Raw genomic sequence first — 20,330 nt, 5'->3', positions numbered from 1 at the left:
GCCCCCAGTGGCGATGCCACCCGGGCGCCGCCACCAGCGGAAGGTGCGGCGGCATGAACGCCCGATCCACCACCATCAAGGCCGACCCCGACAACCTCGACGCCGGCATCGCCTTCACGCGCGACGAGGTGCTGCCGGCCATCCAGCAGATCGACGGCTGCATCGGACTGACGATGCTCGCCGACCGCGAGCACGGCCGCTGCATCGTCACGACCTCCTAGGCCGACGCCGACGCCATGCGCGCCGCCAACGAGGACGTCCACCCCATCCGGCTCATGCACGCCCTCGGCGCGCAGGGCCTCGACATCCAGGAGTGGGAGATCGCCGTCCTGCACCGCGAACGCCCGGCCAGGGACGGCGCCGGCGCCCAGGTCACCTGGGCCCGCGTCCCGCCGAACCACCTGAACGAGCTGCTCGACGCCTACCGCCACAACCTGATGCCGCGACTGCGGGAGCTGACCGGCTTCGACAGCCTGAGCATGCTGGTGGACCGGCGCACCGGCCGCGCGGTCAGTGTCACCGCCTTCGAGACCCGCGACGCCCTCGCGCTGGTCCGCCAGCAGGCCAGGCACCTGCGCGAGCCGTTCGCCCAGGCCATGGGCGCCCGCGTCGCCGACATCGCCGAAATGGACCTCGCCGTCGCCCACCTGCGTGTCCCGGAACGGTCTGACGACGTCGCTACGGGAGGAAAGCGCTACTACCGTCGAGACATGGCGACCGACCCCCGCGGTCCGGACCCGCAGCGCTACCCCTGGGAGGACCCCGGCGGTCCCGTGGTCATCGTGCGCACGACCCCCCGGTAGCCATGCCCGATCGGGAGGAGGGGACGCCGGCGCGGGGCCGCCTCGCCCGGACGGCCCGTCTCGCGGCCCTGCCCGCCGCCTACGCCGGCCGCACCGCCCTCGGCCTCGGCAAGCGCCTCGGCGGCCGCCCCGCCGAACTGGTCGCCGAGCAGGTCCAGCAGCGCACCGCCGAGCAGCTGTTCGCCACCCTGGGCCATCTCAAGGGCGGCGCCATGAAGATGGGCCAGGCGCTCTCGGCCATGGAGTCCGCCCTCCCCGAGCAGCTGTCCGGCCCCTACCGCGAGACGCTGGTCAAGCTGCAGGAGGCGGCGCCGCCCATGCCGGCCGCGCGCATCCACGAGCAGCTCGAGGCGTCGTTCGGTCCGCAGTGGCGGGAGCGCGTCCGCGACTTCGACGACCGGCCCGCCGCGGCCGCCAGCATCGGCCAGGTGCACCGCGCCACCTGGTCCGACGGCACGCCGGTGGCCGTCAAGGTCCAGTACCCGGGCGCCGCCGAGGCGCTGGTCGCCGACCTCGGCATGCTGCAGGGCCTGTCACCGCTGATGAAGGCCGCGGTTCCCCACCTCGACGTCCGCGAGCTCTTCGCCGAGCTGCGCGGGCGGTTCGTCGAGGAGGTCGACTACGCCCGCGAGGCCGAGGCGCAGACCGCCTTCGCCGACGCCTACCGCGGCGACCCCGACGTCCTCGTGCCCGAGGTGCTGGCCGTGGAGGGCGAGGTGCTCGTGAGCCGGTGGATCGACGGCACGCCCCTGTCGCGGGTCATCGCCTCCGGCACCCGGGCCGACCGCGACCGTTGCGGCGAGGTCCTCGTGCGCCTGTTCACCTCCGGCCCGGTCCGGGCCCATCGGCTGCACGGCGACCCGCACCCCGGCAACTTCCGGCTGATGGACGACGGCCGGCTCGGCGTCCTCGACTTCGGCTCCAACCAGCCTCTGCCGAACGGCTGGCCCTCCGGGCTGGGTCCCCTGCTCGCCGCCGGGCGGGACGGCGACGCCGCGCAGCTGCACCGCATCGCCGCCTCGGCCTCCCTGCTGCGCCCGGATGACGTGACGCCCGCGGCTCTGCTGACGCTGCTCGACCCCTACCTGCAGCCGCTGCGCACCGATCGGTACACGTTCACCCGCGGCTGGCTGCAGGAGCAGACCCGGCGCGCCTCCGACCCCCTGGGTGCCGCCCAGCGGACCCAGCGGAAGCTGACGATCCCCGCCCACCACCTGCTGGTGGCCGCCGAGCTGGTCGGCGTCCTGTGCTCGCTGAACGCCACCGTCGCGGTGGACAGCGAGCTGCGCCGGTGGCTGCCCGGCTACTGAGCCGAACGCGCGGAAGGGCGCCGACCGCCTTTGCGGCCGGCGCCCTCGCTCCGTCTCAGGCGCGCAGCGCCGCCCGGGCGACCGGGACGAGGGACGCCAGGACGACCAGCTCCCCCACGACGCTGACCCACACCGGGAACTCCCCGCTGGCGAGCACGAACCCGATCACCATGGCCGGCGCCGCCCAGACCGCGATGTCCGCACGGGCCCGGACGACGGCCGCCGCACCCACCAGCGTGCCCAGGATGGCCATCAGCACCAGCGAACCCAGGACGGCGAACGGCGCACCGTCCTGCACCGCCTCCCACGCCTCCACCGACGACGGCCCACCCCGCTCGGCCAGCTCAATGGCGACCAGCCGGATGCCGGCGAAGCCGCCACCGCCCACGCTCCCAATGACCAGCAGCGTGGCCGCGATGCCCGACAGCCAGGGGGCACGGCGGCGGCCTGCGAGCGCCAGCATCGCGGCGCCGGCCACGCCGGCGAGCATGGCGACCAGGTAGGCGATGACCGAGAGGACCTGGCGCGTCGGGTCCTCCGCCAGACCGGCCAGCCACGGCCCGGCCTCGTCCCGCGGCAGGCCGTCCGTGCTGAGCACGTACTGGGCCGCGAGCGCGACCGGGCCCAGGAAGGCCGCGCCCACCAGCAGGCGGCGGCGGGCGTACACGAAGGGAGCGGCAGCCGGAGCGGCCGAGGTCGGGACGGCGGGGCCGTCGATGTGGTCCGGGGCGACGACGCCGCTGCCGAGCCGGGTGGTGGTGTCCATCGGGATGTCTGCTCCTCGGGATGCCGGCTCCGTCGGCCGGGCTGCGACCACCGTCGCGACGGCGCCGTCCCGTCCGCATCGGACGGTTGTCCCGTTCGCCCGCGGGTGGTGTGTCCCTGGCGACCGGGACATCCGCGCTGCCACGATGCCGCGGTGATCGACGTCCGGAGCGCCGTGGCCGTCACCGCGGCGACCGGCGGAGCCGCCGCCGCGGTCGCGGCCGCGGTCATCGCGCCGGCCGCGGACGTCGGCGCCGACGCCGTCGCCTGGGGGCTCGCCGGCGCGCTCGGCTTCGGCGGCCTGGGCGCCCTGGTCATCACCCAGCGCCCCCGGCTGGCCGCCGGCTGGCGCATGCTCGTCGTCGGCGTGTGCAGCGGCGGGGTGTCGCTGGCGGCGGTCCTGGCGGCGGCGATCCTGCCGTCCGACCCGGGCTCGAGCGCCGGTGCGCTCGCCTACTGGGTGCAGACCTGGCTGTGGGTGCCCGCCTACGCGCCGGTCCCCACGCTGCTCCTGCTGGTCCTGCCCGACGGTCCGCTGCCCGGGCCCTTCTGGCGGGCGGCGACGGCGGTCGCGGCGGTCGCCAACGTGCTGGGGCCGCTGGCGTGGGCCCTGACGCCCTACGACCAGCAGGACCAGCCGGTGCCCGCGGCGTACGGCGACGTCCGCAACCCGGTCGGGGTCGACGGCGCCTGGTCGGTCGTCAACCTGTCACTCCTGCTGCTCGTCGTCAGCGCCGTCCTCGGCATCGCCTCCCTCGTCGTCCGCCTGCGCCGGACGGCCGGCCAGGAGCGCGACCAGGTCCTCTGGGTCCTCGCCGGCGCCCTCGGGACCGTCCTGCTCGTCGCCCTCGCGTGGATCGTGCCGACGGCGCAGCTCCTGCTGATCGCCGCGGCGCTGCTGCCGCTGCCGGCCGCGGTCACCTGGGCGCTGCTGCGCGCCCGGTTGTGGGACCTCGACATCGCGCTGGGGCGGACCCTCGTCTACCTGGCCCTCAGCCTGCTGGCGCTGGCGGTGTACGGCGGGCTGCTGGTGCTCGCGGGCTCCGTGCTCGGCGACCTCACGGGCCAGGCGGACCTGCTCGTCTTCGCGCTCGCCGCCGTCCTCGTGCAGCCGGCGCGGGACGGGCTGCAGCGGCGGGTCAACCGGCTGCTGTACGGGGACGTCGTCGAACCGGAGATCGCCATCGGCGAGCTCGGGCGGCGGGTCGACTCCGCCGCGTCGCCCGCGCACGTGCTGCCGGCCGTCGTCGACGTGCTGGCCCGCACGCTGCGGCTGCCGTTCGTCGCCCTGCGGCTGCCGGGGCGGGAACCGGTCGCCCACGGGACGCCGACGACGTTCGCCGAGACCGTCCCGCTGGTCCACCAGGGCCGCACCGTGGGCGAGCTGGACCTCGCGCTGCCGCCGGGCGGGCTCGGACCGCGGGTGCGGACGATGCTCGACGAGCTGGTGCGCCAGACCGCCCAGGTGGCGCACGCGGTGCTGCTGCAGGAGGAGGTGCAGCGCTCGCGGGAGTCGATCGTCACCTCCCGCGAGGAGGAGCGCCGCCGGCTGCGGCACGACCTGCACGACGACCTGGGACCGGGACTGGCGGCGACGGCGATGCAGCTGGAGGCGGTCGGCGAGCTGTTGGAGCGGGATCCCGGGCGGGCCGGGGTGATGCTGGACCAGGCGGCCGGCTACCTGCGCAGCACCGTGGCCGAGGTGCGCCGGATCGTCGACGACCTGCGCCCGGCCGCGCTCGGCGACCTCGGGCTGGTCGGTGCGGTGCGCGCGCACGCCGCCCGTCTTGCCGACGGCGGGCTGGCCGCCACCGTGGACGCGCCGGACGACCTGAGCGACCTGCCCGCCGCGGCCGAGGTGGCAGCCTTCCGCATCGTGGGCGAGGCGATGACCAACGTGGCCCGGCACGCCCGGGCCTCACGGGTGCACGTGGCGATCCGCCACCGCGCCGGGCGGCTGGAGCTCTGCGTCGAGGACGACGGCGTCGGCGTGCAGCCGGGTGCGCGCACGGGCGTCGGGCTGGGCTCGATGCACCAGCGGGCCGCGGAGCTCGGCGGTACGTGCGAGGTCACCGGTGGCTCGGGGACGACGGTGCGCGCGACCCTGCCGACGGAGCTCGCATGAGCGCACCCAAGAAGGTGCTCGTGGTCGACGACCACCCGATGTTCCGCGACGGGCTGGTGGCGCTGGTCGAGTCCCTCGACTGGACCGAGGTCGTCGGGCAGGCGGAGGACGCCGACACGGCCGTCGCCCTGGCCCGCGAGGCACGCCCGGACATCGTGCTCATGGACCTGCACCTGACGTCGGGCAACGGCCTCGACGCGACCGCGCGGATCACCGACGACATACCGGGCGTCGCCGTCCTCGTGCTGACCATGGTGGAGAACGATGACGCGGTCGCCGCCGCCCTGCGGGCCGGTGCGCGGGGTTACCTGGTGAAGGGCGCCAGCCGCCCGCAGATCCGCCGCGCCCTGGAGGCGGTCGCCGACGGCGAGACGATCCTGGGCCGCGGCACGTCCGGCGCACTGGCCCGGCTGAGTGCCGAGGGTGATGCGCTGAGCGCGTTCCCGACGCTGACCGACCGCGAGCGCGAGGTGCTGGGACATCTGGCGGCCGGACTGAGCAACGGCGAGATCGCCGGCCGGCTCTACCTGTCGGACAAGACGGTGCGGAACATCGTCTCGGTCATCTTCGGCAAGCTGGAGGTGTCCAGCCGGGCCGAGGCGGTGGCCCGGGCCCGGGACGCCGGGCTCGGGGGTGCTGCGCCGGGCCTCGGCTGACCTCAGCTGCCGGTGAGCGCGATCCCCGGCCAGTCGGGTCCCGGCCGGAAGGTCCCTCGGCGGGCCGGCGCCGGCTCGGCTCCCGGCGTCGCGACGAGGCGGAGCGTCGTCCGGCCCTGGAGCAGCTCAGGGCGAGGCAGGTTGTCGCGGCACCACCGCTCGCAGTCGGCCAGCAGGTTGCCGGTGGTCATCGGGCGGAGGAGTCCGCTGGACGGCATGCCGGACAACGCTGCACAGCTCCCTGGGTGAGGACGACGATCTCGAGGTCCTCACCGACCCGCGGGCAGCCGTCCGGGCAGGATGGATCACCGGTCGAGGACGACCGTGGACCTGCCGGGAGCGCGCCGGAAGACGGGGAAGGACGCGGATCGAACCTAGGCCACTCCCCCGCCCCGGCCCGGGAACCCGACGACCGGCGCGCCCTGCGACTACTGGGCCGAGCGGCGCATCGACCACATCTGCGCCGGGCGCTCCGACTGCATCGCGACGTCCCACGGGATCGCGCCGTTCACGACCTCCTTGCGGAAGTTGCCCACCGCCACCCGCGCCAGCTCCGGGTCGGTGGCCACTCGCTGGGCCAGTTCGATGGCGCGGTCCTCGACGGCGGCGTCGTCCAGCGACTCCCAGGCCAGCCCGAGCTCGACGGCCTTGTCGCCGTTGATCTCCTCGCCGAACAGCGCCATGGCGGCTGCGGCCTCGCGGCCGATCAGCCGCGACAGGATCACGAAGTGCCCGCCACCCGGGTGCATGCCGCGCCGCAGGAAGCCGGCCAGCAGCCGCACGTCCTTCGCGACGATCCGCAGGTCGGCCGCCAGCAGCATGTTCATGCCGGCCCCCACAGCGGAACCGCGCACGGCTGCCACCGTGGGCACGCGCACCTGACCGAGACGGTAGAAGGAGTCGTAGATCTTGCCCATGCCCTCGTAGGCGTCCGGCGTCGCCGGGTCCTTGCCGGCGTTCGTCAGCGTGGCGACGTCGCCGCCCGCGCAGAACGACTTGCCGACGCCGCGGATGACCAGTGCACCGACCTCGGGCTTGGCGTCGACTTCGTCGAAGGTGGCGATCAGCTCGTCGGCCATGCCGGGCGTGAGCGCGTTGCGCCGGTCCGGGGCGTTCAGCGTCACGATCGCGACGCCGCCGTCCACCTCGAGCAGCACTTCACCGGATCCGGCCACGAGCCCACCTTCCTGCTGAGCGGACCGGCCCTGACGCCGTCCGCGACTCCTGACAGGCATGAGACCACGCGCCGCACGCCCTCGCGTCACGCGGTGGGCCATCCCCCGTGCCGATGACTCAATGAGCACGGCGGGTCGGCACGCCTGCCGGACCGAACGGCGGCGAAAGTGCTCGCATGCCCCCGCAGAACGAGGCTCTGGACGAGATCATGACGCGGCTCGCGTCATTGCGTCAGCACCAGCGGGACGGTCGCCGCTCACCGCACAAGCGGCTGCTCGTGCTGCTCGCCCTGGGCCGGCTCGCGGCCGAGGGGTCCAGTCGGATCCCGTGGTCCGTCGCCGAGGAGAAGCTCGGAAAGCTCATCGCGGATTTCGGCCCGCCCTCCCGGACCGGCCCCGCGCAGAGCGCCGCCTATCCGTTCACGCACCTCCGCAGCGACGGCGTCTGGACGCTCGACGCCGACGTCCCGATGGATCGCGTGACCCCGCTCCGCAAGGGTGTCACGGGCCAACTCGACCGCGACCTCGAGCGCCTGCTCACAGCGCAACCGGCGCTCGTGTCCGCCGCGGCGCGAAGCTTGGTCGACGCCCACTTCCCTTCCACCGTCGCACCGGACGTGCTGCTCGCCGTCGGCCTCGATCCGGAGCAGATCGACGACGACGCCGTCAGCCCCGTGAAGTCGGCGGGCGAGCGGCGACGCAGTTCCACCTGGCCGGCCGCCATCCTCGAAGCGTGGGACCGGCAGTGCGCCTTCTGCGGCTACGACGGGCAGGCAGGCGGCGTCCCGGTCGGATTGGAGGCCGCCCACATCCGCTGGTTCACGCTCGACGGCCCCGACTCCCTCGACAACGGGTTGGCCCTCTGCTCGCTCCATCACAAGCTTTTCGACCGCGGGATGCTCGGGCTGGACGACGAGCTGGCCGTCGTCGTGTCTCAGCGCTTCTCCGCCCGGACCGCACTCGGCCGCGCGACCTACCAACTCCACGGTCAACGCCTGTCGCCACGCCCCGGCACCGCGCTACCCGCCGGTGAGCACGTCCTCTGGCACCGGGAGCAGGTGTTCCACGGGTCCCCGATCGGCACCTGAGCGCCATCCGGCGTCTGACAGCTGATGCGGCATTACTCCGCGTCGACGGCCGATTCCTCAGCGTTTCCGCGCCACCGGCCCGCACGCCCCGCGATACCGCTGGAAAGCTTGCCGGTCACCGACTTCGCCCGGCCGAAGGTCTCGGTGCCGAGATGCTTCGCGACACCGAGGCCCTCTGCCCCCGTCGCGAGCACCGTGTCCTTCGCCTCCACTGCGGCAGCCGTCCAGGCCTTCGCCTCCAGCGACTGACCACCGGCCTCGATACCGAGGGGCTGATGGAAGCCGGCGACTGCGGCAGCGACGTGCTCACGGGAGCGCACGACGGCCGGTGACTGGATGGGGTTCAGCAGCACCTTCGCGTTGGCCGTGCCCGCAGCTGCATCCATGCGGGTCAGGAGCTGTTCCGTGCACTGCGCGATGGTCTCGAGGCGCTTCTGCCGGACAGCCCGCAGCCCGATGCGGTGCCCGTCGAAGTCGTCCGGAGCCACCTCCAGCACCCTGTCGATCTCGAGCACGGCGATGGCGTCCTGCAGCTGGAAGCACCGCGCGAGCACGGCGAGCCACTCCTGCGTCTTGGCCTCGGCGGTCTTCGCCGCCTTGGCGAGGTCGGCGATGCTCGAGGTGCCCTCCAGCTTGTCCGCAAGGGCGTCGAGCTGCCGGAGCGCGTACGCCTGGGTCCGGGCGATCGTCGACGACGACGCCTGCACCTTGGACCAGGTCACCTCATTGACCCGGCCCCCGTGCTCCCGCAACGTCATGGCCTCGTCGATGTCGAAGCCCACCCCGAGCATGTCCGCGATGACCGCGTCCTCATGAGCACGGAGCACGTCGTCGAGCTTCTGGTCGATCGTGGCCAGGTAGTCAGTGATCTCGTCCATGGTCTGCTGCATGGCGAGCTGGGTCATCAGCCCGGCGGCACCGGCCAGCACTGCCGGATTGGTCAAGGCGGTACCCGGCGACGTCTTGACGATCTCCAGGATGTGCTTGGTCTTGCCGTCCTTCATCGCGATGGCGCGGGCGACGCCCTCCTCCGAACCCTTCATCAACGGGCTGTTCTTCAGCGCAGCTGCGGACTTCTCGGTCAGCTTGACCCAGCGACCGGACTGGGCGGCGATCTCCGAACCCGCCTTGGCTGCGGCGGCTCCGGTGCGGAAGACGGGTTGGAGTCGTTCGAGTCCGAGGTCCTTGGACGCCAGTCCCTGGGAGACGAGAAAGCGGTCGACCGCGGTCCGCTCCCCGATCACGGCCAGACCGTCCCCGTCACTGATGAGCTGGATCTCGTTGGCCATCGTCGACTCCCCGAACGTGGACATGGATAGCAGCCGGATGGCCGTGGCGACGGTAACGATCCGAGGCCTTCTCGCTGGGACCCGTGAAGGTGTCCCGCATCAGGGGGCCAGCAGGCCACTGGCGTCCCGTCGGGCTCTGGCGTCACGCGCTAGGCAGCGGATCGCCCGACGGGGCGACGTCCGCCGACGTCGACCGGTCACCGGCGCGGCTGCCCGGTATCGTCGACACGCTCACAACGTCCCGTGCATCTACCTGCTGTCGGCCTCCGCCGGCGGATCAAGGCGGCACGCCTGATCCGCAGATGCACCGAGGTCATGTACGCAACCGACAGCTCGCTCCTCCGGCACGCCGGGCCCACCTACTTCCCGCTCGCCTTCATCGCGCGGCTGCCCTTCGCGATGATGGTCGTCGGCGTGCTGACGCTCGTTGTCGCCGAGCGCGGCTCGGTCACCCTCGGCGGGCTCAACTCAGCCGCCGCCGGCATCGGCACCGCCGTCGCCGGCCCGCTGCTCGGCGCCGCCGTCGACCGGTTCGGCCAGCGGCGCGTCCTCGTCCCCGTCGGGCTGCTGAACGCCGCCCTGCTGGGTTCGTTCCCCCTGGTGGTCGCCAGCCGAGCTGCCGACGCCGCCGTCCTCGCGCTGTCGGTCCTCATCGGCGCCACCGCACCGCAGGTGGCCCCGCTCTCGCGCACCCGGCTGGTCGCCCTCATCCGGCGCCACATCCCACCGGCGAGGCAGGAGAAGACGCTCAGCGGCACCATGGCCTACGAGTCAGCCGCCGACGAGACCGTCTTCATCGTCGGCCCGTTCCTCGTCGGCCTGCTCGCCAGCGCCATCGCCCCGTGGGTCGCCATCGTCGGCGCCGCGGCCCTGACGTTCGTCTTCGTCACCGCCTTCGCCCTGCACCCCACCGGCAAGGTCGAGCCGGGCACCCACCACACGGACGAGCCGCAGGCCCCGGCCCGCGAGCTCGCCAGCGCCAGGCTGCTCACCGTCGTCGTCGGCACGCTCGGCGTCGGCCTCTTCTTCGGCGCCACGCTGACGAGCCTCACCGGCTTCCTCGCCGCCGACGGCGACGGCGACCGCGCCGGCCTCCTCTACGGCGTCATGGGCATCGGGTCGGCGGTGCTCGCCCTGGGCTCGGCCGCCCTCCCCCAGCGGTTCACCCTGCGGGCCCGCTGGCTGACCTTCGGCTCGCTGCTGCTCGCCGCCGCCGTCGGCTACGCCTGCGCGCGGTCGGAGACCGGGCTCGTCGTCGCGCTGGCGATCCTCGGGCTCGGCATCGGGCCCACCCTGGTCACCCTCTACAGCCTCGCCGCGCAGCTGAGCCCGGCCGGCCGCTCGGCGACCACCATGACGATGCTCGGCTCGGCGGTCGTCGTCGGCCAGGCGCTCGCCTCGGCCGTCGTCGGCGCGGTCGTCGACCAGTTCGGCATCGACGCCGGGCAGACAGCTCCCGCCGTCGCAGCGGCGCTCGTGGTTGCCGCCGCCGTCGCGCACACCGCGTCGGCACCGCAGCGCAGCGCGCAGCGACAGCCCGTCCCAGCCTGAACCTCGGGCGCGCCGGGCCTCCCCCGCACGAGGGAGACCGGCTCAGGTCGGCCGAGAAGTGGGACGATCCAGTTCCCATGAAGTGGTCCGTCGTCCCCGAGGTGGCGACAACGCGCGTCATGGCGCAGGCACTCGCGACCTTCTACGTCTTCGGCGGCTCCGCCAGCCTGCTCGCCGCGCTCGGCGCCGACTCCCCGTGGCCGGAGCGCGCGGCCCTGACCGGCCTCGCCGTCTCCGCGCTCACGGCCGGCCTCGTCGTGCTGCACTGGGGCGCCCGCTGGCCGCGGTGGGCCTTCCACGTCGCGGTCCTGCAGGCCACGGTGGTCGTCGTCGCCGGCATCGTGCTCAGCCCCGACTCCGACACCGCCCTCGTGGTCGGCGCACTCACCAGCTTCCTGGCGATGGCGTCCTGCTTCTTCTTCAGCCTGCCGCTGGCCGTCCTGCACACGACGATCGCCTGCACCGGCCTGACCAACGGGCTCATGGTGCGCGGCGACATCGCCCTGCCCACCGCCCTCTCGCTCGTCGCCATGGTCGTGGGGCTGAGCGTCGTCACCCGCGGGCTCGTGCTGCGCGCCTCCAGCGCCAACCGCGACCCGCTCACCCGGCTCACCAACCGCCGCGGGTTCGACCAGGCCCTGCACGAGCTCATGCGGACGGTGTCCCGCACCGGCGAGCCGATGTCCGCGGCCCTGCTCGACCTTGACCACTTCAAGGCCATCAACGACACCCAGGGCCACGACGCCGGCGACCGCGTGCTGCGCCAGGTCGCCAAGGTGTGGGGCAGGGCGCTGCCGACGACGGCGGTGCTCGCCCGGCACGGCGGCGACGAGTTCGCCCTGCTGCTCCCCGGCATGACCGGGCCCGAGGCGCTCGACCTCGTCTGCGGCATCCGCGCCACGCACCCGGAGATCGGCATGTCGTGCGGGGTGGCCGAGCACCAGCCCGGCGAGAGCGCCGCCCAGCTCATGCGCCGCGCCGACCTCTCCCTCTACACCGCCAAGGCCAACGGCCGCGGCCGCTGCGAGCTCGGCGCCGGCCCCGCCTCCTCCGACCTGGTCGCCGACCTCACCGCCGCGCTGGACGCCGGCGACGTGACGGTGGACTTCCAGCCGATCCTCGACATGCGCACCGACGAGGTCGTCGGCGTCGAGGCCCTCGCCCGCTGGACCCACCCCGAGCGCGGCCCGGTGTCGCCGGCGGAGTTCATCGCCGTCGCCGAGCAGCACGGGCTCATGCCCCGGCTCGGCGAGCACGTGTTCCGGACCGCCTGCAGCCAGCTGGTCGAGCTGCACGCCACCACCGCCCACCGGCTGCGGCTGGGCGTCAACGTGTCCGGCCGCGAGCTGTCCGACCCGACGTACTCCCAGCGGATCCGCGCCGCGCTGGCCGACACCGGCTGGCAGGCCGGCGAGACCGTGCTCGAGGTGACCGAGAGCCTGGTCGAGGCGGAGTCCTCGGCCGCCGTCGACGCGCTGCACGAGCTGCGCGCGCTCGGCCTCGGCGTCGCCATCGACGACTTCGGCACCGGCTACTCGTCGCTGAGCCGCCTGGACACGCTGCCCTCGGCGATCCTCAAGCTCGACTCGTCGTTCATCGCGACCATCACCACCTCGCCGCGCCGCGCCACGATGCTGCGCAGCATCATCGGCATGGCGCACGTGCTCGGCCTGGACGTCGTCGCCGAGGGCGTGGAGACGGCGGAGCAGGACGCCGTCCTCCGCTCCGTCGGCTGCCGCTTCGGGCAGGGCTGGCTCTACGGCCGGCCCGCTCCCCTGGCGGACGTCGTCGCGCAGCTGGACCACCGGTCCGAGCGCACACCCGCCCTGCGGGGCTGACCCCTCGACACGATCCGCGACGAGCCCGTGGTCGTCGTAGCGTCCGTGGTCGTGACCACGCCCTCCACCTCGCAGGACCTCGACCACGTCATCGCCGTCGCGACCCGCTTCATCGAGCGGAACCTCGGTGACGATCCGCTGCAGTGGAACGAGGTCATCGACCACCTCAGGGCAGAGGGCTACGCCGACGAGGCCACCGCAGCGGTCACGCGCGCCGTCCTGGACCTCGAACGCACCGACGCGATGTTCTACGCCCTGGAGGGGATGCGCCGCCCCCGTGCCGGTGACGCCGCGCCCGCACCCCTCGAGGAGGTCGCGGCCGCCGTCCTCGCGCTGCAGTGGCCGTGCACCCGCAACGACCGGCCCGGCGGCAGCCGGTCCATCTATGAGGCGTTCGAGGAGCTCGGCGGCCGGTACCGGCACTGCGACGTCTACGAGGCCATGCACACCCTGCTGAAGGGCCACGAGCTCAAGAGCAGCCGCCTGTACTGGCAGCGGACAGACCTGCCCTCACGCTTCGACGCAGCCGGCCGCTTCGCCCAGCGAGCCGCAGCCGTCGCCGCGCACCCGCCGGCCTCGCCACCCCGCCAGCAGCTCGAAGCGGACCTGGTCGCCGCGTACGTCGCCACGCTCCCCCACCGCTACGTCCGCGAGCACCCGGTCGGTGACCAGCGAGCCGACGTGTACGAGCCGGCGGTCCGGCGCATCGTGGAGGCGAAGGCAGCCGCCGACGTCGTCACGGTCGCCCACGCGTGGGCGCAGGCAGCCGCCTACCGGTACCTGGCGAACACCTCCGCCCTCGACGACCGGACCACCGTCGAGTCCATCGCGGTGCTGCTGCCGGAGGCGCCCACCGGGACGGCCCGCAGCTTCCTCGAGCACGTCGCCGCCGACAGCTTCGAGGTCGAGCTCATCTACCCCCACGGCGAGACGTTCCGGCACGAGCAGCTCACCTGACCCGAGGCAGCACGACGGGCCCGGTCACCGAGCGGTGGCCGGGCCCGTCGTCACGCGGCTACCGCAGGACGGACGCCTGGCGACGGCTCACCGCCGCCAGCCCCACGCCGACGCACAGCGTGAGCAGGCCGCCGAGCAGCTTCCACAGCAGGGGGCTGCCGGTGTAGGCCAGCGCCGAGATGCCGTCGACATCTGCGGCCGGACCGGAGGTGCCGGCCGAGGGCGTCGCCGCCTTCGCCGGCATCACGGTCGCACCCGGCTGACCGGAGATCGCCACGACCGGGCCGCCCGGGGTGGCCGGCGAGCCGGGCGTCACCGGCGTCCCGTCGGTCACCGGACCGGCGCACGTGGCGTCGGCGTCACCCAGCAGACCGAGACCCACACCGCAGACGCCGACCGGCACGTCGACGTCGACGACCGGATCGGTGCCGTGGGTCCCGCCACCGGCACCGGGCGCCGGAGCGCTGCACTCGGCACCGGCGTCGCCGAGCACGCCGAGCGCGACGCCGCAGACGGTCACCGGCGCGTCGACGTCGACGACCGAGTCGACGCCACCACCGGCGGCCGGCGCGGGGGCCGTGCACTCGGCCGAGGCATCGCCCAGCACGCCGACCGCGGTGCCGCACACCAGCACCGGCACGTCGACGTCCAGCAGCGACGCCTCCGCCTCCGGCCGGGGCGCCGGTGCACTGCCGCTCGCGGTGGCCTCGCCGAGCACGCCCACCGCGTTGCCGGTCAGGGTCACCGGCACGTCGACGTCGACCGCCGATCCGGTGGCACCACCGGGCGCAGGAGCACCCGACGGCTGGGCGGCGTCCACGCCGGCGACGTCCGCGGCGTTGCCGCCGATGTCGATCGGCACCGCGACCGCCAGGCCGCCGAGGTCGACGCCCACCGTCCCGCTCAGGGCCGGCAGGTCGATCTCGGCCGGCGTGCTGCCGGGCGCCGTGCCCAGCACCGCCAGTGCGTTGTCGGTGACGGTGACCGGGACGGTCACCGCGACCGCGTTCTCGTCCGCGGACGCGACGCCCGCGCCGACGGTCAGCAGACCGCCGGTGATCAGGGCCGTCTGCAGCCCGCGCTTCATCCACACGTTCATGAGGGGTGTCCTTCTCTGGCTGAGGGACCGGTCCGATCGGACCGGGAAGGGCCGCGGTCAGCGCAGGGCTGACCCGGGCCGCCTCAGTCGGGAGCGAAGGAGGGGTCGAAGGCGCGGTCGGCCGCGCCGCCGCGGGCGTCGTCCGCCGCGGCGCCCAGCGCGGCGGCGTCGACCAGGTCCGCGACCGGCGGCAGGTCGGCCGCCGACTGGTCCGGCGACGACGGGCCGGAGGCCGGGGACGGTGCCGGTGCGCCGGACGGCACAGCCGGTCCGGGCACCGGCACCTGGTTCCCGCCAGGGACAGGGGCGGGAACATCGAGGGGGGCACCGATCAGGTGCCGGGGAGCGATGCCGGCACGAGGGGTCGCGACGTGCTCCGCAGAGATCGCGGCGGTCTCCTCGACCACGGGAGCGGGAGCGGGAGCAGCGACCGGCTGGGCGAGCGCCGTACGGACCGGCGCGACCGCACCGGTCGGCACCACCGGGCCCGGCACCGGGACGACGACGTCGACCACGGGCGGCAGCACCGGCTCGAGCACCGGCGCGGCAGCGGCGACGACGGGGTCGAGCACCGGCGACAGGGCATCGACCACCGGGGCGGTGACCGGCTCGACCGCACGGAGGACGGGGCCGACCAGCGAATCCCCGACCGGCGCCAACACCGGCGCGACGGTCGTCTCGACGACGGGCGTCACCACCGGTGCCACCGCGGTGGTCACCGGAGCGAGCAGCTCACCGGCCGCCCCAGCGAGGCCCTGCACGGGTGCGACCGGCTCGGCCGCAGTGGCCGAGGACGTCGCCGAACCCGCCAGCCAGAGCCCGGTACCCAGGCCGACGACCAGCAGCGTGCGGCGGACGGCGGTCGACGCCAGCGGGCGGCGGAGGGCAGCGTGCGTCGTCCGGGACATCACGCCTCCTCCACACCGTGTGATCGGGCTCTCACGGACAGTGAACCCAGCGACCCGGCGGCCCGCTACTCGGAACGTGTCGCCCGATGGGGTGCCGCGCCTCCCCCGCCGGTCACGCCGCGTGATCGGGACACGGGCGGCTCCGGTGAACGCCGGACGGACGTACGGTGAACGGTGACCGACATCACACCGGGGGTGCCATGGCCCTGCTCCGCCGCCTCGCCGCCGGCACGGCCGCGCTCGCCGCGGGCCCTGCCCTGGTCGGTGTCGGCCTGCTGGGCGGGACGGCCGGTCTGACCAGGGACGTCGCCCGCGCCGGGATCAACGGCTCCCTGCACCTCGCCCGGCACGCCGCCGTGCACACCACCCGGGCCGTCGGCACCCTCGTCACCGGCGCCGACCCCCTCCCCGGCGGGCACCTGCACGACCTCGTCGACGCCGCGAGAGGCATGGTCGAGCCGCCCAGCGCCCGGCACACCCGCCGCGTCTACCGCGACCGGGATCACCTGCAGATCGAGCTCGCCGCCGACGACGGCACGCCGGAGGCCACCCGCTCGCTGCGCCGCCACCTCGAACGGCTCGAGGGCGTCCAGTGGGCCACGGTCAACGACGTCGTCGGGCGGGTGCTGGTCGCCGTGGACTCGCGGAAGGTCGGCGTCGAGGACGTGCTCGGCCTGGTCACCGAGATCGAGCAGGCGCGCGGCGGCACCGGCGTCTTCCCGCACCGCCCCGACCACCCCGCCGACCTGGAACCGCTGCTCGCCGCCGTCGCGGCCGCTGCCGTCGACACCGCCGCGGTCGGGGTCGCCGTCCTCGGCAAGATGCTGCCGATCCCGGCGCTCACCCGGCACGCCACCCTGCTCATGGCCGTGCTGGACACCCAGGAGTGGCTCAAGGAGGCCGTCTCGGCCCGCGTCGGCCCGGTCGGCACCGAGCTGGCCTTCGAGGGCACCGGCGCGCTGCTGCACTCGCTCACCCAGAGCCCGACCGTCCCGGCGCTCAACGCCGCCGCCGCGATCCAGCGGGCGCTCGAGGTGCGTGCCCGCCGCCAGGTGTGGCGCCGCCGCGAGCGCGAGCTCTGCCTGCCCGAGCCCGACGACGACGCCGCCGAGCCCGAGCAGCCGCCCGGCCCGCGGCCCGGCGCGCTGCCGCGCGGCCCCGTCGAGACCTACCGCGCCCGCCTGGACCCGACCGAGCTCGGCGCCGCCCTCGGCCTGCTCGCGCTCACTCGGCGGCCCGGCCGGTCCGCCGACCTGCTCAAGGCGCTCACCCCGCGGGCCGCCGTCTTCGGCCGGGAGTCCTTCGCCACCTCCCTGGGGCTGCTGCTCGCCCGCCGCGGCGTGCTCCCGCTGGACGGCTCGGCCTACCGCCGGCTGGACCGCGTCGACACGCTCGTCGTCGACGGCGCCGCGCTGTGCACCGGCCCGCCGGTGGTCGTCGAGGCGACCGCGCAGGCCGACGGCTGGGACGACGCCGCGGTCTGGACCGCCGCCACCCGTCTGCTCGGCGACCAGCGCCAGGACGGCGTCCGGCTCGGCCCGCCGCGGACGAGTGCCGACGCCCCCGGCGGCGAGGTCCGCTCGCTGCTCGACGGCCGCCGCCGCGTCGGCACCGTCACCGTCGCACCCGAGCTCGACCCGCACGCCGAGGCGCTGCTGACCGCCGCCACCGACGCCGGACTGCGGCTCGTCCTCTCCCCGCACGTCGGCGCCGGCGAACTGCAGGGCCTCGCGGACGACGTCGCCCCGGCCGGCGAACCGCTGGTCGGGACCGTCCGCCGGCTGCAAGTGGACGGGCACGGCGTGCTGCTGGTCTCGGCGGTCGACGGCCCCGCCCTGCTCGCCGCCGACGTCGCCGTGGCGCCCGTGCTCGACGGCCGGGCGCCGGCCTGGGGCGCGGACCTGGTCACCGGGACCGGTCTCGCCGACGCCTGCCGGATCGTCGCCGCCACGGCGACCGCGCGACGGTTCAGCCGCCGCGCCACCGGCGCCTCGCTCACCGGCAACGTCCTCGGCGGCCTGCTCGCCGCCGTGGGCAGTCCGCGCTACGGCCAGCGCAAAGCGACGACGCCGGGCAAGTGGGCGACCGCCGCGATGATGACCACCGGCACCTGGACCGCCGTGCGCGCCGCCCGCTCCCCCGTGCCGACGCCCACCGTGCACACCCCGTGGCACGCGCTCGAACCCGACGACGTCCTGCGCCGGCTCGCCGACCTGCCCGGCTCCGACGAGCGCCGCCCGACCCGCGCAGCGGCGGCCGTGACGAGGGTCCGCGCGCTGCCGGTGGTGCACGGCCCGGCGCGGTTCGCCCGCACGGTCACCGCCGAGCTCGCCGACCCGCTCACCCCGGTCCTCGCCACCGGAGCGGCCGCGACCGCCGTCCTCGGCGACGCCACCGACGCGATCCTGGTCGGCAGCGTGACCGTCATCAACGCGCTGGTGAGCGGCCTGCAGCGGCTGCGCGCCGAGACGGTCCTCGAGGAGCTGCTGCTCGAGCAGGACATCACCGTCCGCCGGGAGACCGACCGCGGCTCCGAGGAGGTGCCCGCGAGCGCGATCCGCATCGGCGACGTCGTCCTCGTGGAGGCGGGCGACGTGGTCGCCGCCGACGCCCGCCTGCTGGAGGCCGACGACCTGGAGGTCGACGAGTCGGGGCTGACCGGGGAGTCGCTGTCGGTCGCCAAGTCGCTGCCCGCGACGCCCGGCGCCGAGGTCGCCGACCGCAGCTGCATGCTCTTCGACGGCACGACGGTGGTGGCCGGCCGCGGCCGGGCGGTCGTCGTCGCGGTCGGCCAGGCGACGCAGGCCGGGCGCGCGGCCCGGGCCGCCGGCGGTGCGGCACCCCCGGCCGGGGTGCAGGCGCGGCTGGCCGAGCTCACCCGCTCCGTGCTGCCGCTGACCCTCGCCGGAGGCGCGGCGGTGACCGCGCTCTCCGTGCTCTGGCGCCGGCCGCTGCGCGAGTCGGTCGCCTCGGGCGTCGCCATCGCGGTGGCCGCCGTCCCCGAGGGGCTGCCGCTCGTGGCGACCGTGGCCCAGCAGGCCGCGGCCCGGCGGCTCTCCCGGCGCGGCGCGGTGGTGCGCAGCGCCCGCGTGCTCGAGGCGCTCGGCCGGGTCGACACCGTCTGCTTCGACAAGACCGGCACGCTCACCGAGAACCGGTTGCGGGTCACCCGGCTGCTGCCCGAGGAGGGCACCGCCGAGGACGAGCTGCTCCGGCTGGCCGCCGCCGGCATGGGCAACGGCGACGACGGCGCGCACGAGACCGACCGCGCGGTCCGGGAGGCGGCCGGCGACGCGTGGGACGGCGCACCGGACGCCGCCCTGGCCTTCGCCGCGGGTCGCGGCTTCTCGGCGGCCGTGCGCGAGGGCCGGCTGGTGGTCAAGGGCGCGCCCGAGGTCGTGCTGCAGCGCTGCGCCGGCGCCCCCGACGTGCGCGACCCGGCGCGCGAGCTGGCCGGCACCGGGCTGCGGGTGCTCGCCGTCGCCGACCGCGCCGTTGACGGCGTCCCCGGTGACCTGGACGAGGCGGCCGGCGAGCTGACCTTCCGCGGGCTGGTCGGGCTCGCGGACACGCTGCGGGGGTCGTCGGTGCGCGCGGTCGAGCAGCTGCGCGCCGCGGGCGTCCGGGTGGTGGTGGCCACCGGCGACCACCCCGAGACCGCCGCCGCCATCGCCGCCGAGGCCGGCATCCCCGACGCCGACCGGGTGGTCACCGGCGCCCAGCTGGCCAAGGCCTCGGACACCGAGCGCGCGCGGCTGGTCGCGGAAACCGCCGTCTTCGCCCGTCTCTCCCCCGAGCAGAAGGTGACGCTGGTGTCGGCGCTGCGCCGGGCGGGGGCGACGCTGGCCATGACCGGCGACGGCGTGAACGACGCCGCCGCGATCCGGCTGGCCGACGTCGGCGTCGGCGTCGAGGGCGCGGAGTCACCGGCCGCGCGCACCGCCGCGGACCTGGTGCTCACCGACCTCGACCTCACCCGCCTGGTCGACGCCATCGCCGAGGGCCGGGCCATGTGGTCCCGCGTCCGCGACGCGGTCAGCATCCTGGTCGGCGGCAACGCCGGTGAGGTGGCGTTCACCGTGCTGGGTACCGCCGTCGGCGGGCGGGCGCCGCTGGGCACCCGGCAGCTGCTGCTGGTCAACCTGCTCACCGACATGTTCCCCGCGCTCGCCGTCGCGGTCGCCGCACCGCGGCACGCGCAGGACGCCGACGACGACGGCCCGCTGGCCGGCCACCCGCTCGCCGCCGTGCTGCAGGCCGGCCCGCACCGCGGGTTCACCCGCGAGGTGCGGCGGATGGTCGTGGTGCGCGGCGCGGCGACGGCGGCCGGTGCCACCGGCGCCTGGGCGGTCGGCCGGCTGACGTCCCCCTCGCGCGACCGGGCCAGCACCATGGGCCTGGCCGCGCTGATCGCCACCCAGCTCGCGCAGACCGCGTGGATGGGCCGCCGCAGCCCGCTGGTGCTGACCACGGTCGCGGGCTCCTGCGCCGTCCTGTTCGCGATCGTGCAGACGCCGGGGTTGAGCCGGTTCTTCGGCTGCACGCCGCTGGACCCGGTGGCGTGGTCGGTCGTCCTCGGCGCGGCCGCCGTCGGGGCCGCGGGCGCGGAGGTGGTGCCGCCGCTCGTCTCCCGCTGGGCCGCCGCCGCCCGGTCGTAGACCGCCAGCCACGCTTCGCAGAAAGCGCGCGCCAACACCTGTTCCGGGACTACCTCGTTCCTCCATACTCCGCCAGCTGAGCAGTCGGTTGCACACGGGGGAACGACG

16 protein-coding genes are annotated in these 20,330 nt (G+C 75.1%); 10 read left to right on the top strand and 6 right to left on the bottom strand.

The window, feature by feature from the left end; all coding sequences use genetic code 11:
* Nucleotides 1-53: 53 nt before the first annotated feature.
* From ACI79H_RS11815 to ACI79H_RS11805, 3 genes are read left to right on the top strand one after another with little or no spacing between them, the layout of a single operon-like run.
* Nucleotides 54-221, top strand: coding sequence for a hypothetical protein (locus ACI79H_RS11815; protein WP_456554584.1), 168 nt, complete (start codon nucleotides 54-56; stop codon nucleotides 219-221).
* A 15-nt stretch (nucleotides 222-236) separates the two neighbouring features.
* On the top strand, nucleotides 237-803 hold the full coding sequence (locus tag ACI79H_RS11810; protein WP_456554583.1) for a hypothetical protein: 567 nt from the start codon (nucleotides 237-239) through the stop codon (nucleotides 801-803).
* A 2-nt stretch (nucleotides 804-805) separates the two neighbouring features.
* Nucleotides 806-2,113, top strand: a complete 1,308-nt coding sequence (locus ACI79H_RS11805; RefSeq protein WP_456554582.1) for an ABC1 kinase family protein — start codon at nucleotides 806-808, stop codon at nucleotides 2,111-2,113.
* A gap of 55 nt (nucleotides 2,114-2,168) precedes the next feature.
* On the opposite strand, the gene ACI79H_RS11800 is transcribed toward ACI79H_RS11805, so the two are convergent.
* Nucleotides 2,169-2,879 (bottom strand): hypothetical protein, encoded by a 711-nt coding sequence (locus ACI79H_RS11800; RefSeq protein WP_456554581.1) that lies wholly within the window; start codon nucleotides 2,877-2,879, stop codon nucleotides 2,169-2,171.
* 153 nt (nucleotides 2,880-3,032) lie between these two features.
* Between ACI79H_RS11800 and ACI79H_RS11795 the strand changes: the two genes are divergently transcribed.
* Both ACI79H_RS11795 and ACI79H_RS11790 read left to right on the top strand, forming a co-directional pair.
* Nucleotides 3,033-5,003 (top strand): sensor histidine kinase, encoded by a 1,971-nt coding sequence (locus ACI79H_RS11795; RefSeq protein ID WP_456554580.1) that lies wholly within the window; start codon nucleotides 3,033-3,035, stop codon nucleotides 5,001-5,003.
* The gene (locus ACI79H_RS11790) at nucleotides 5,000-5,659 is read left to right on the top strand and encodes a response regulator transcription factor (RefSeq protein WP_456554579.1); all 660 of its coding nucleotides are present in this window, start codon (nucleotides 5,000-5,002) and stop codon (nucleotides 5,657-5,659) included. Before ACI79H_RS11795 ends, ACI79H_RS11790 begins: the two co-directional genes overlap by 4 nt.
* Nucleotides 5,660-5,661: 2 nt before the next feature.
* Here the strand turns inward: ACI79H_RS11790 and ACI79H_RS11785 are convergent, their stop codons facing one another.
* On the bottom strand, nucleotides 5,662-5,877 hold the full coding sequence (locus tag ACI79H_RS11785) for a hypothetical protein (protein WP_456554578.1): 216 nt from the start codon (nucleotides 5,875-5,877) through the stop codon (nucleotides 5,662-5,664).
* A 210-nt stretch (nucleotides 5,878-6,087) separates the two neighbouring features.
* Nucleotides 6,088-6,834, bottom strand: a complete 747-nt coding sequence (locus ACI79H_RS11780; protein ID WP_456554577.1) for an enoyl-CoA hydratase/isomerase family protein — start codon at nucleotides 6,832-6,834, stop codon at nucleotides 6,088-6,090.
* A gap of 176 nt (nucleotides 6,835-7,010) precedes the next feature.
* Here ACI79H_RS11780 and ACI79H_RS11775 point away from each other — a divergent pair, with 176 nt between their 5' ends.
* Nucleotides 7,011-7,922: a phosphorothioated DNA-binding restriction endonuclease gene (locus tag ACI79H_RS11775; RefSeq protein WP_456554576.1), complete on the top strand. Its 912-nt coding sequence runs from the start codon at nucleotides 7,011-7,013 to the stop codon at nucleotides 7,920-7,922.
* Nucleotides 7,923-7,954: 32 nt separating this feature from the next.
* Here ACI79H_RS11775 and ACI79H_RS11770 read toward each other — a convergent pair whose 3' ends face one another.
* Entirely contained in the window at nucleotides 7,955-9,211 is a 1,257-nt protein-coding gene (locus ACI79H_RS11770; RefSeq protein ID WP_456554575.1) for a hypothetical protein, read from the bottom strand.
* 315 nt (nucleotides 9,212-9,526) lie between these two features.
* Between ACI79H_RS11770 and ACI79H_RS11765 the strand changes: the two genes are divergently transcribed.
* The 3 genes from ACI79H_RS11765 to ACI79H_RS11755 all read left to right on the top strand — a co-directional run bounded on the left by ACI79H_RS11765 (nucleotide 9,527) and on the right by ACI79H_RS11755 (nucleotide 13,557).
* The gene (locus ACI79H_RS11765; RefSeq protein WP_456554574.1) at nucleotides 9,527-10,762 is read left to right on the top strand and encodes an MFS transporter; all 1,236 of its coding nucleotides are present in this window, start codon (nucleotides 9,527-9,529) and stop codon (nucleotides 10,760-10,762) included.
* Nucleotides 10,763-10,839: 77 nt separating this feature from the next.
* Nucleotides 10,840-12,600 (top strand): putative bifunctional diguanylate cyclase/phosphodiesterase, encoded by a 1,761-nt coding sequence (locus ACI79H_RS11760; RefSeq protein ID WP_456554573.1) that lies wholly within the window; start codon nucleotides 10,840-10,842, stop codon nucleotides 12,598-12,600.
* A gap of 51 nt (nucleotides 12,601-12,651) precedes the next feature.
* On the top strand, nucleotides 12,652-13,557 hold the full coding sequence (locus ACI79H_RS11755; RefSeq protein WP_456554572.1) for a hypothetical protein: 906 nt from the start codon (nucleotides 12,652-12,654) through the stop codon (nucleotides 13,555-13,557).
* Nucleotides 13,558-13,615: 58 nt separating this feature from the next.
* Here ACI79H_RS11755 and ACI79H_RS11750 read toward each other — a convergent pair whose 3' ends face one another.
* Both ACI79H_RS11750 and ACI79H_RS11745 read right to left on the bottom strand, forming a co-directional pair.
* Nucleotides 13,616-14,656 carry a hypothetical protein gene (locus ACI79H_RS11750; RefSeq protein WP_456554571.1) on the bottom strand — a complete coding sequence of 347 codons (1,041 nt, stop codon included), beginning with the start codon at nucleotides 14,654-14,656 and terminating at the stop codon, nucleotides 13,616-13,618.
* Nucleotides 14,657-14,739: 83 nt separating this feature from the next.
* A complete protein-coding gene (locus ACI79H_RS11745; protein WP_456554570.1) occupies nucleotides 14,740-15,564 on the bottom strand; it encodes a hypothetical protein in 825 nt (274 codons plus the stop codon).
* Nucleotides 15,565-15,764: 200 nt separating this feature from the next.
* Here ACI79H_RS11745 and ACI79H_RS11740 point away from each other — a divergent pair, with 200 nt between their 5' ends.
* Nucleotides 15,765-20,222: an HAD-IC family P-type ATPase gene (locus ACI79H_RS11740; RefSeq protein ID WP_456554569.1), complete on the top strand. Its 4,458-nt coding sequence runs from the start codon at nucleotides 15,765-15,767 to the stop codon at nucleotides 20,220-20,222.
* The last annotated feature ends 108 nt before the right edge of the window (nucleotides 20,223-20,330 follow it).

The sequence above is a fragment of the Blastococcus sp. SYSU D01042 genome (assembly GCF_054050515.1).
Note: the sequence above shows the minus strand (reverse complement) of the source record. Positions and strands in the feature narration are given on the sequence as shown.

Bases quoted from the DNA above. Each gene is read 5' to 3' on its own strand.
- ACI79H_RS11765 (WP_456554574.1), top strand. From the start codon at position 9,527: ATGTACGCAACCGACAGCTCGCTCCTCCGGCACGCCGGGCCCACCTAC.
- ACI79H_RS11770 (WP_456554575.1), bottom strand. From the start codon at position 9,211: ATGGCCAACGAGATCCAGCTCATCAGTGACGGGGACGGTCTGGCCGTG.
- ACI79H_RS11775 (WP_456554576.1), top strand. From the start codon at position 7,011: ATGCCCCCGCAGAACGAGGCTCTGGACGAGATCATGACGCGGCTCGCG.
- ACI79H_RS11740 (WP_456554569.1), top strand. From the start codon at position 15,765: ATGGCCCTGCTCCGCCGCCTCGCCGCCGGCACGGCCGCGCTCGCCGCG.
- ACI79H_RS11760 (WP_456554573.1), top strand. From the start codon at position 10,840: ATGAAGTGGTCCGTCGTCCCCGAGGTGGCGACAACGCGCGTCATGGCG.
- ACI79H_RS11805 (WP_456554582.1), top strand. From the start codon at position 806: ATGCCCGATCGGGAGGAGGGGACGCCGGCGCGGGGCCGCCTCGCCCGG.
- ACI79H_RS11815 (WP_456554584.1), top strand. From the start codon at position 54: ATGAACGCCCGATCCACCACCATCAAGGCCGACCCCGACAACCTCGAC.
- ACI79H_RS11750 (WP_456554571.1), bottom strand. From the start codon at position 14,656: ATGAACGTGTGGATGAAGCGCGGGCTGCAGACGGCCCTGATCACCGGC.
- ACI79H_RS11790 (WP_456554579.1), top strand. From the start codon at position 5,000: ATGAGCGCACCCAAGAAGGTGCTCGTGGTCGACGACCACCCGATGTTC.
- ACI79H_RS11800 (WP_456554581.1), bottom strand. From the start codon at position 2,879: ATGGACACCACCACCCGGCTCGGCAGCGGCGTCGTCGCCCCGGACCAC.
- ACI79H_RS11785 (WP_456554578.1), bottom strand. From the start codon at position 5,877: ATGCCGTCCAGCGGACTCCTCCGCCCGATGACCACCGGCAACCTGCTG.
- ACI79H_RS11745 (WP_456554570.1), bottom strand. From the start codon at position 15,564: ATGTCCCGGACGACGCACGCTGCCCTCCGCCGCCCGCTGGCGTCGACC.
- ACI79H_RS11810 (WP_456554583.1), top strand. From the start codon at position 237: ATGCGCGCCGCCAACGAGGACGTCCACCCCATCCGGCTCATGCACGCC.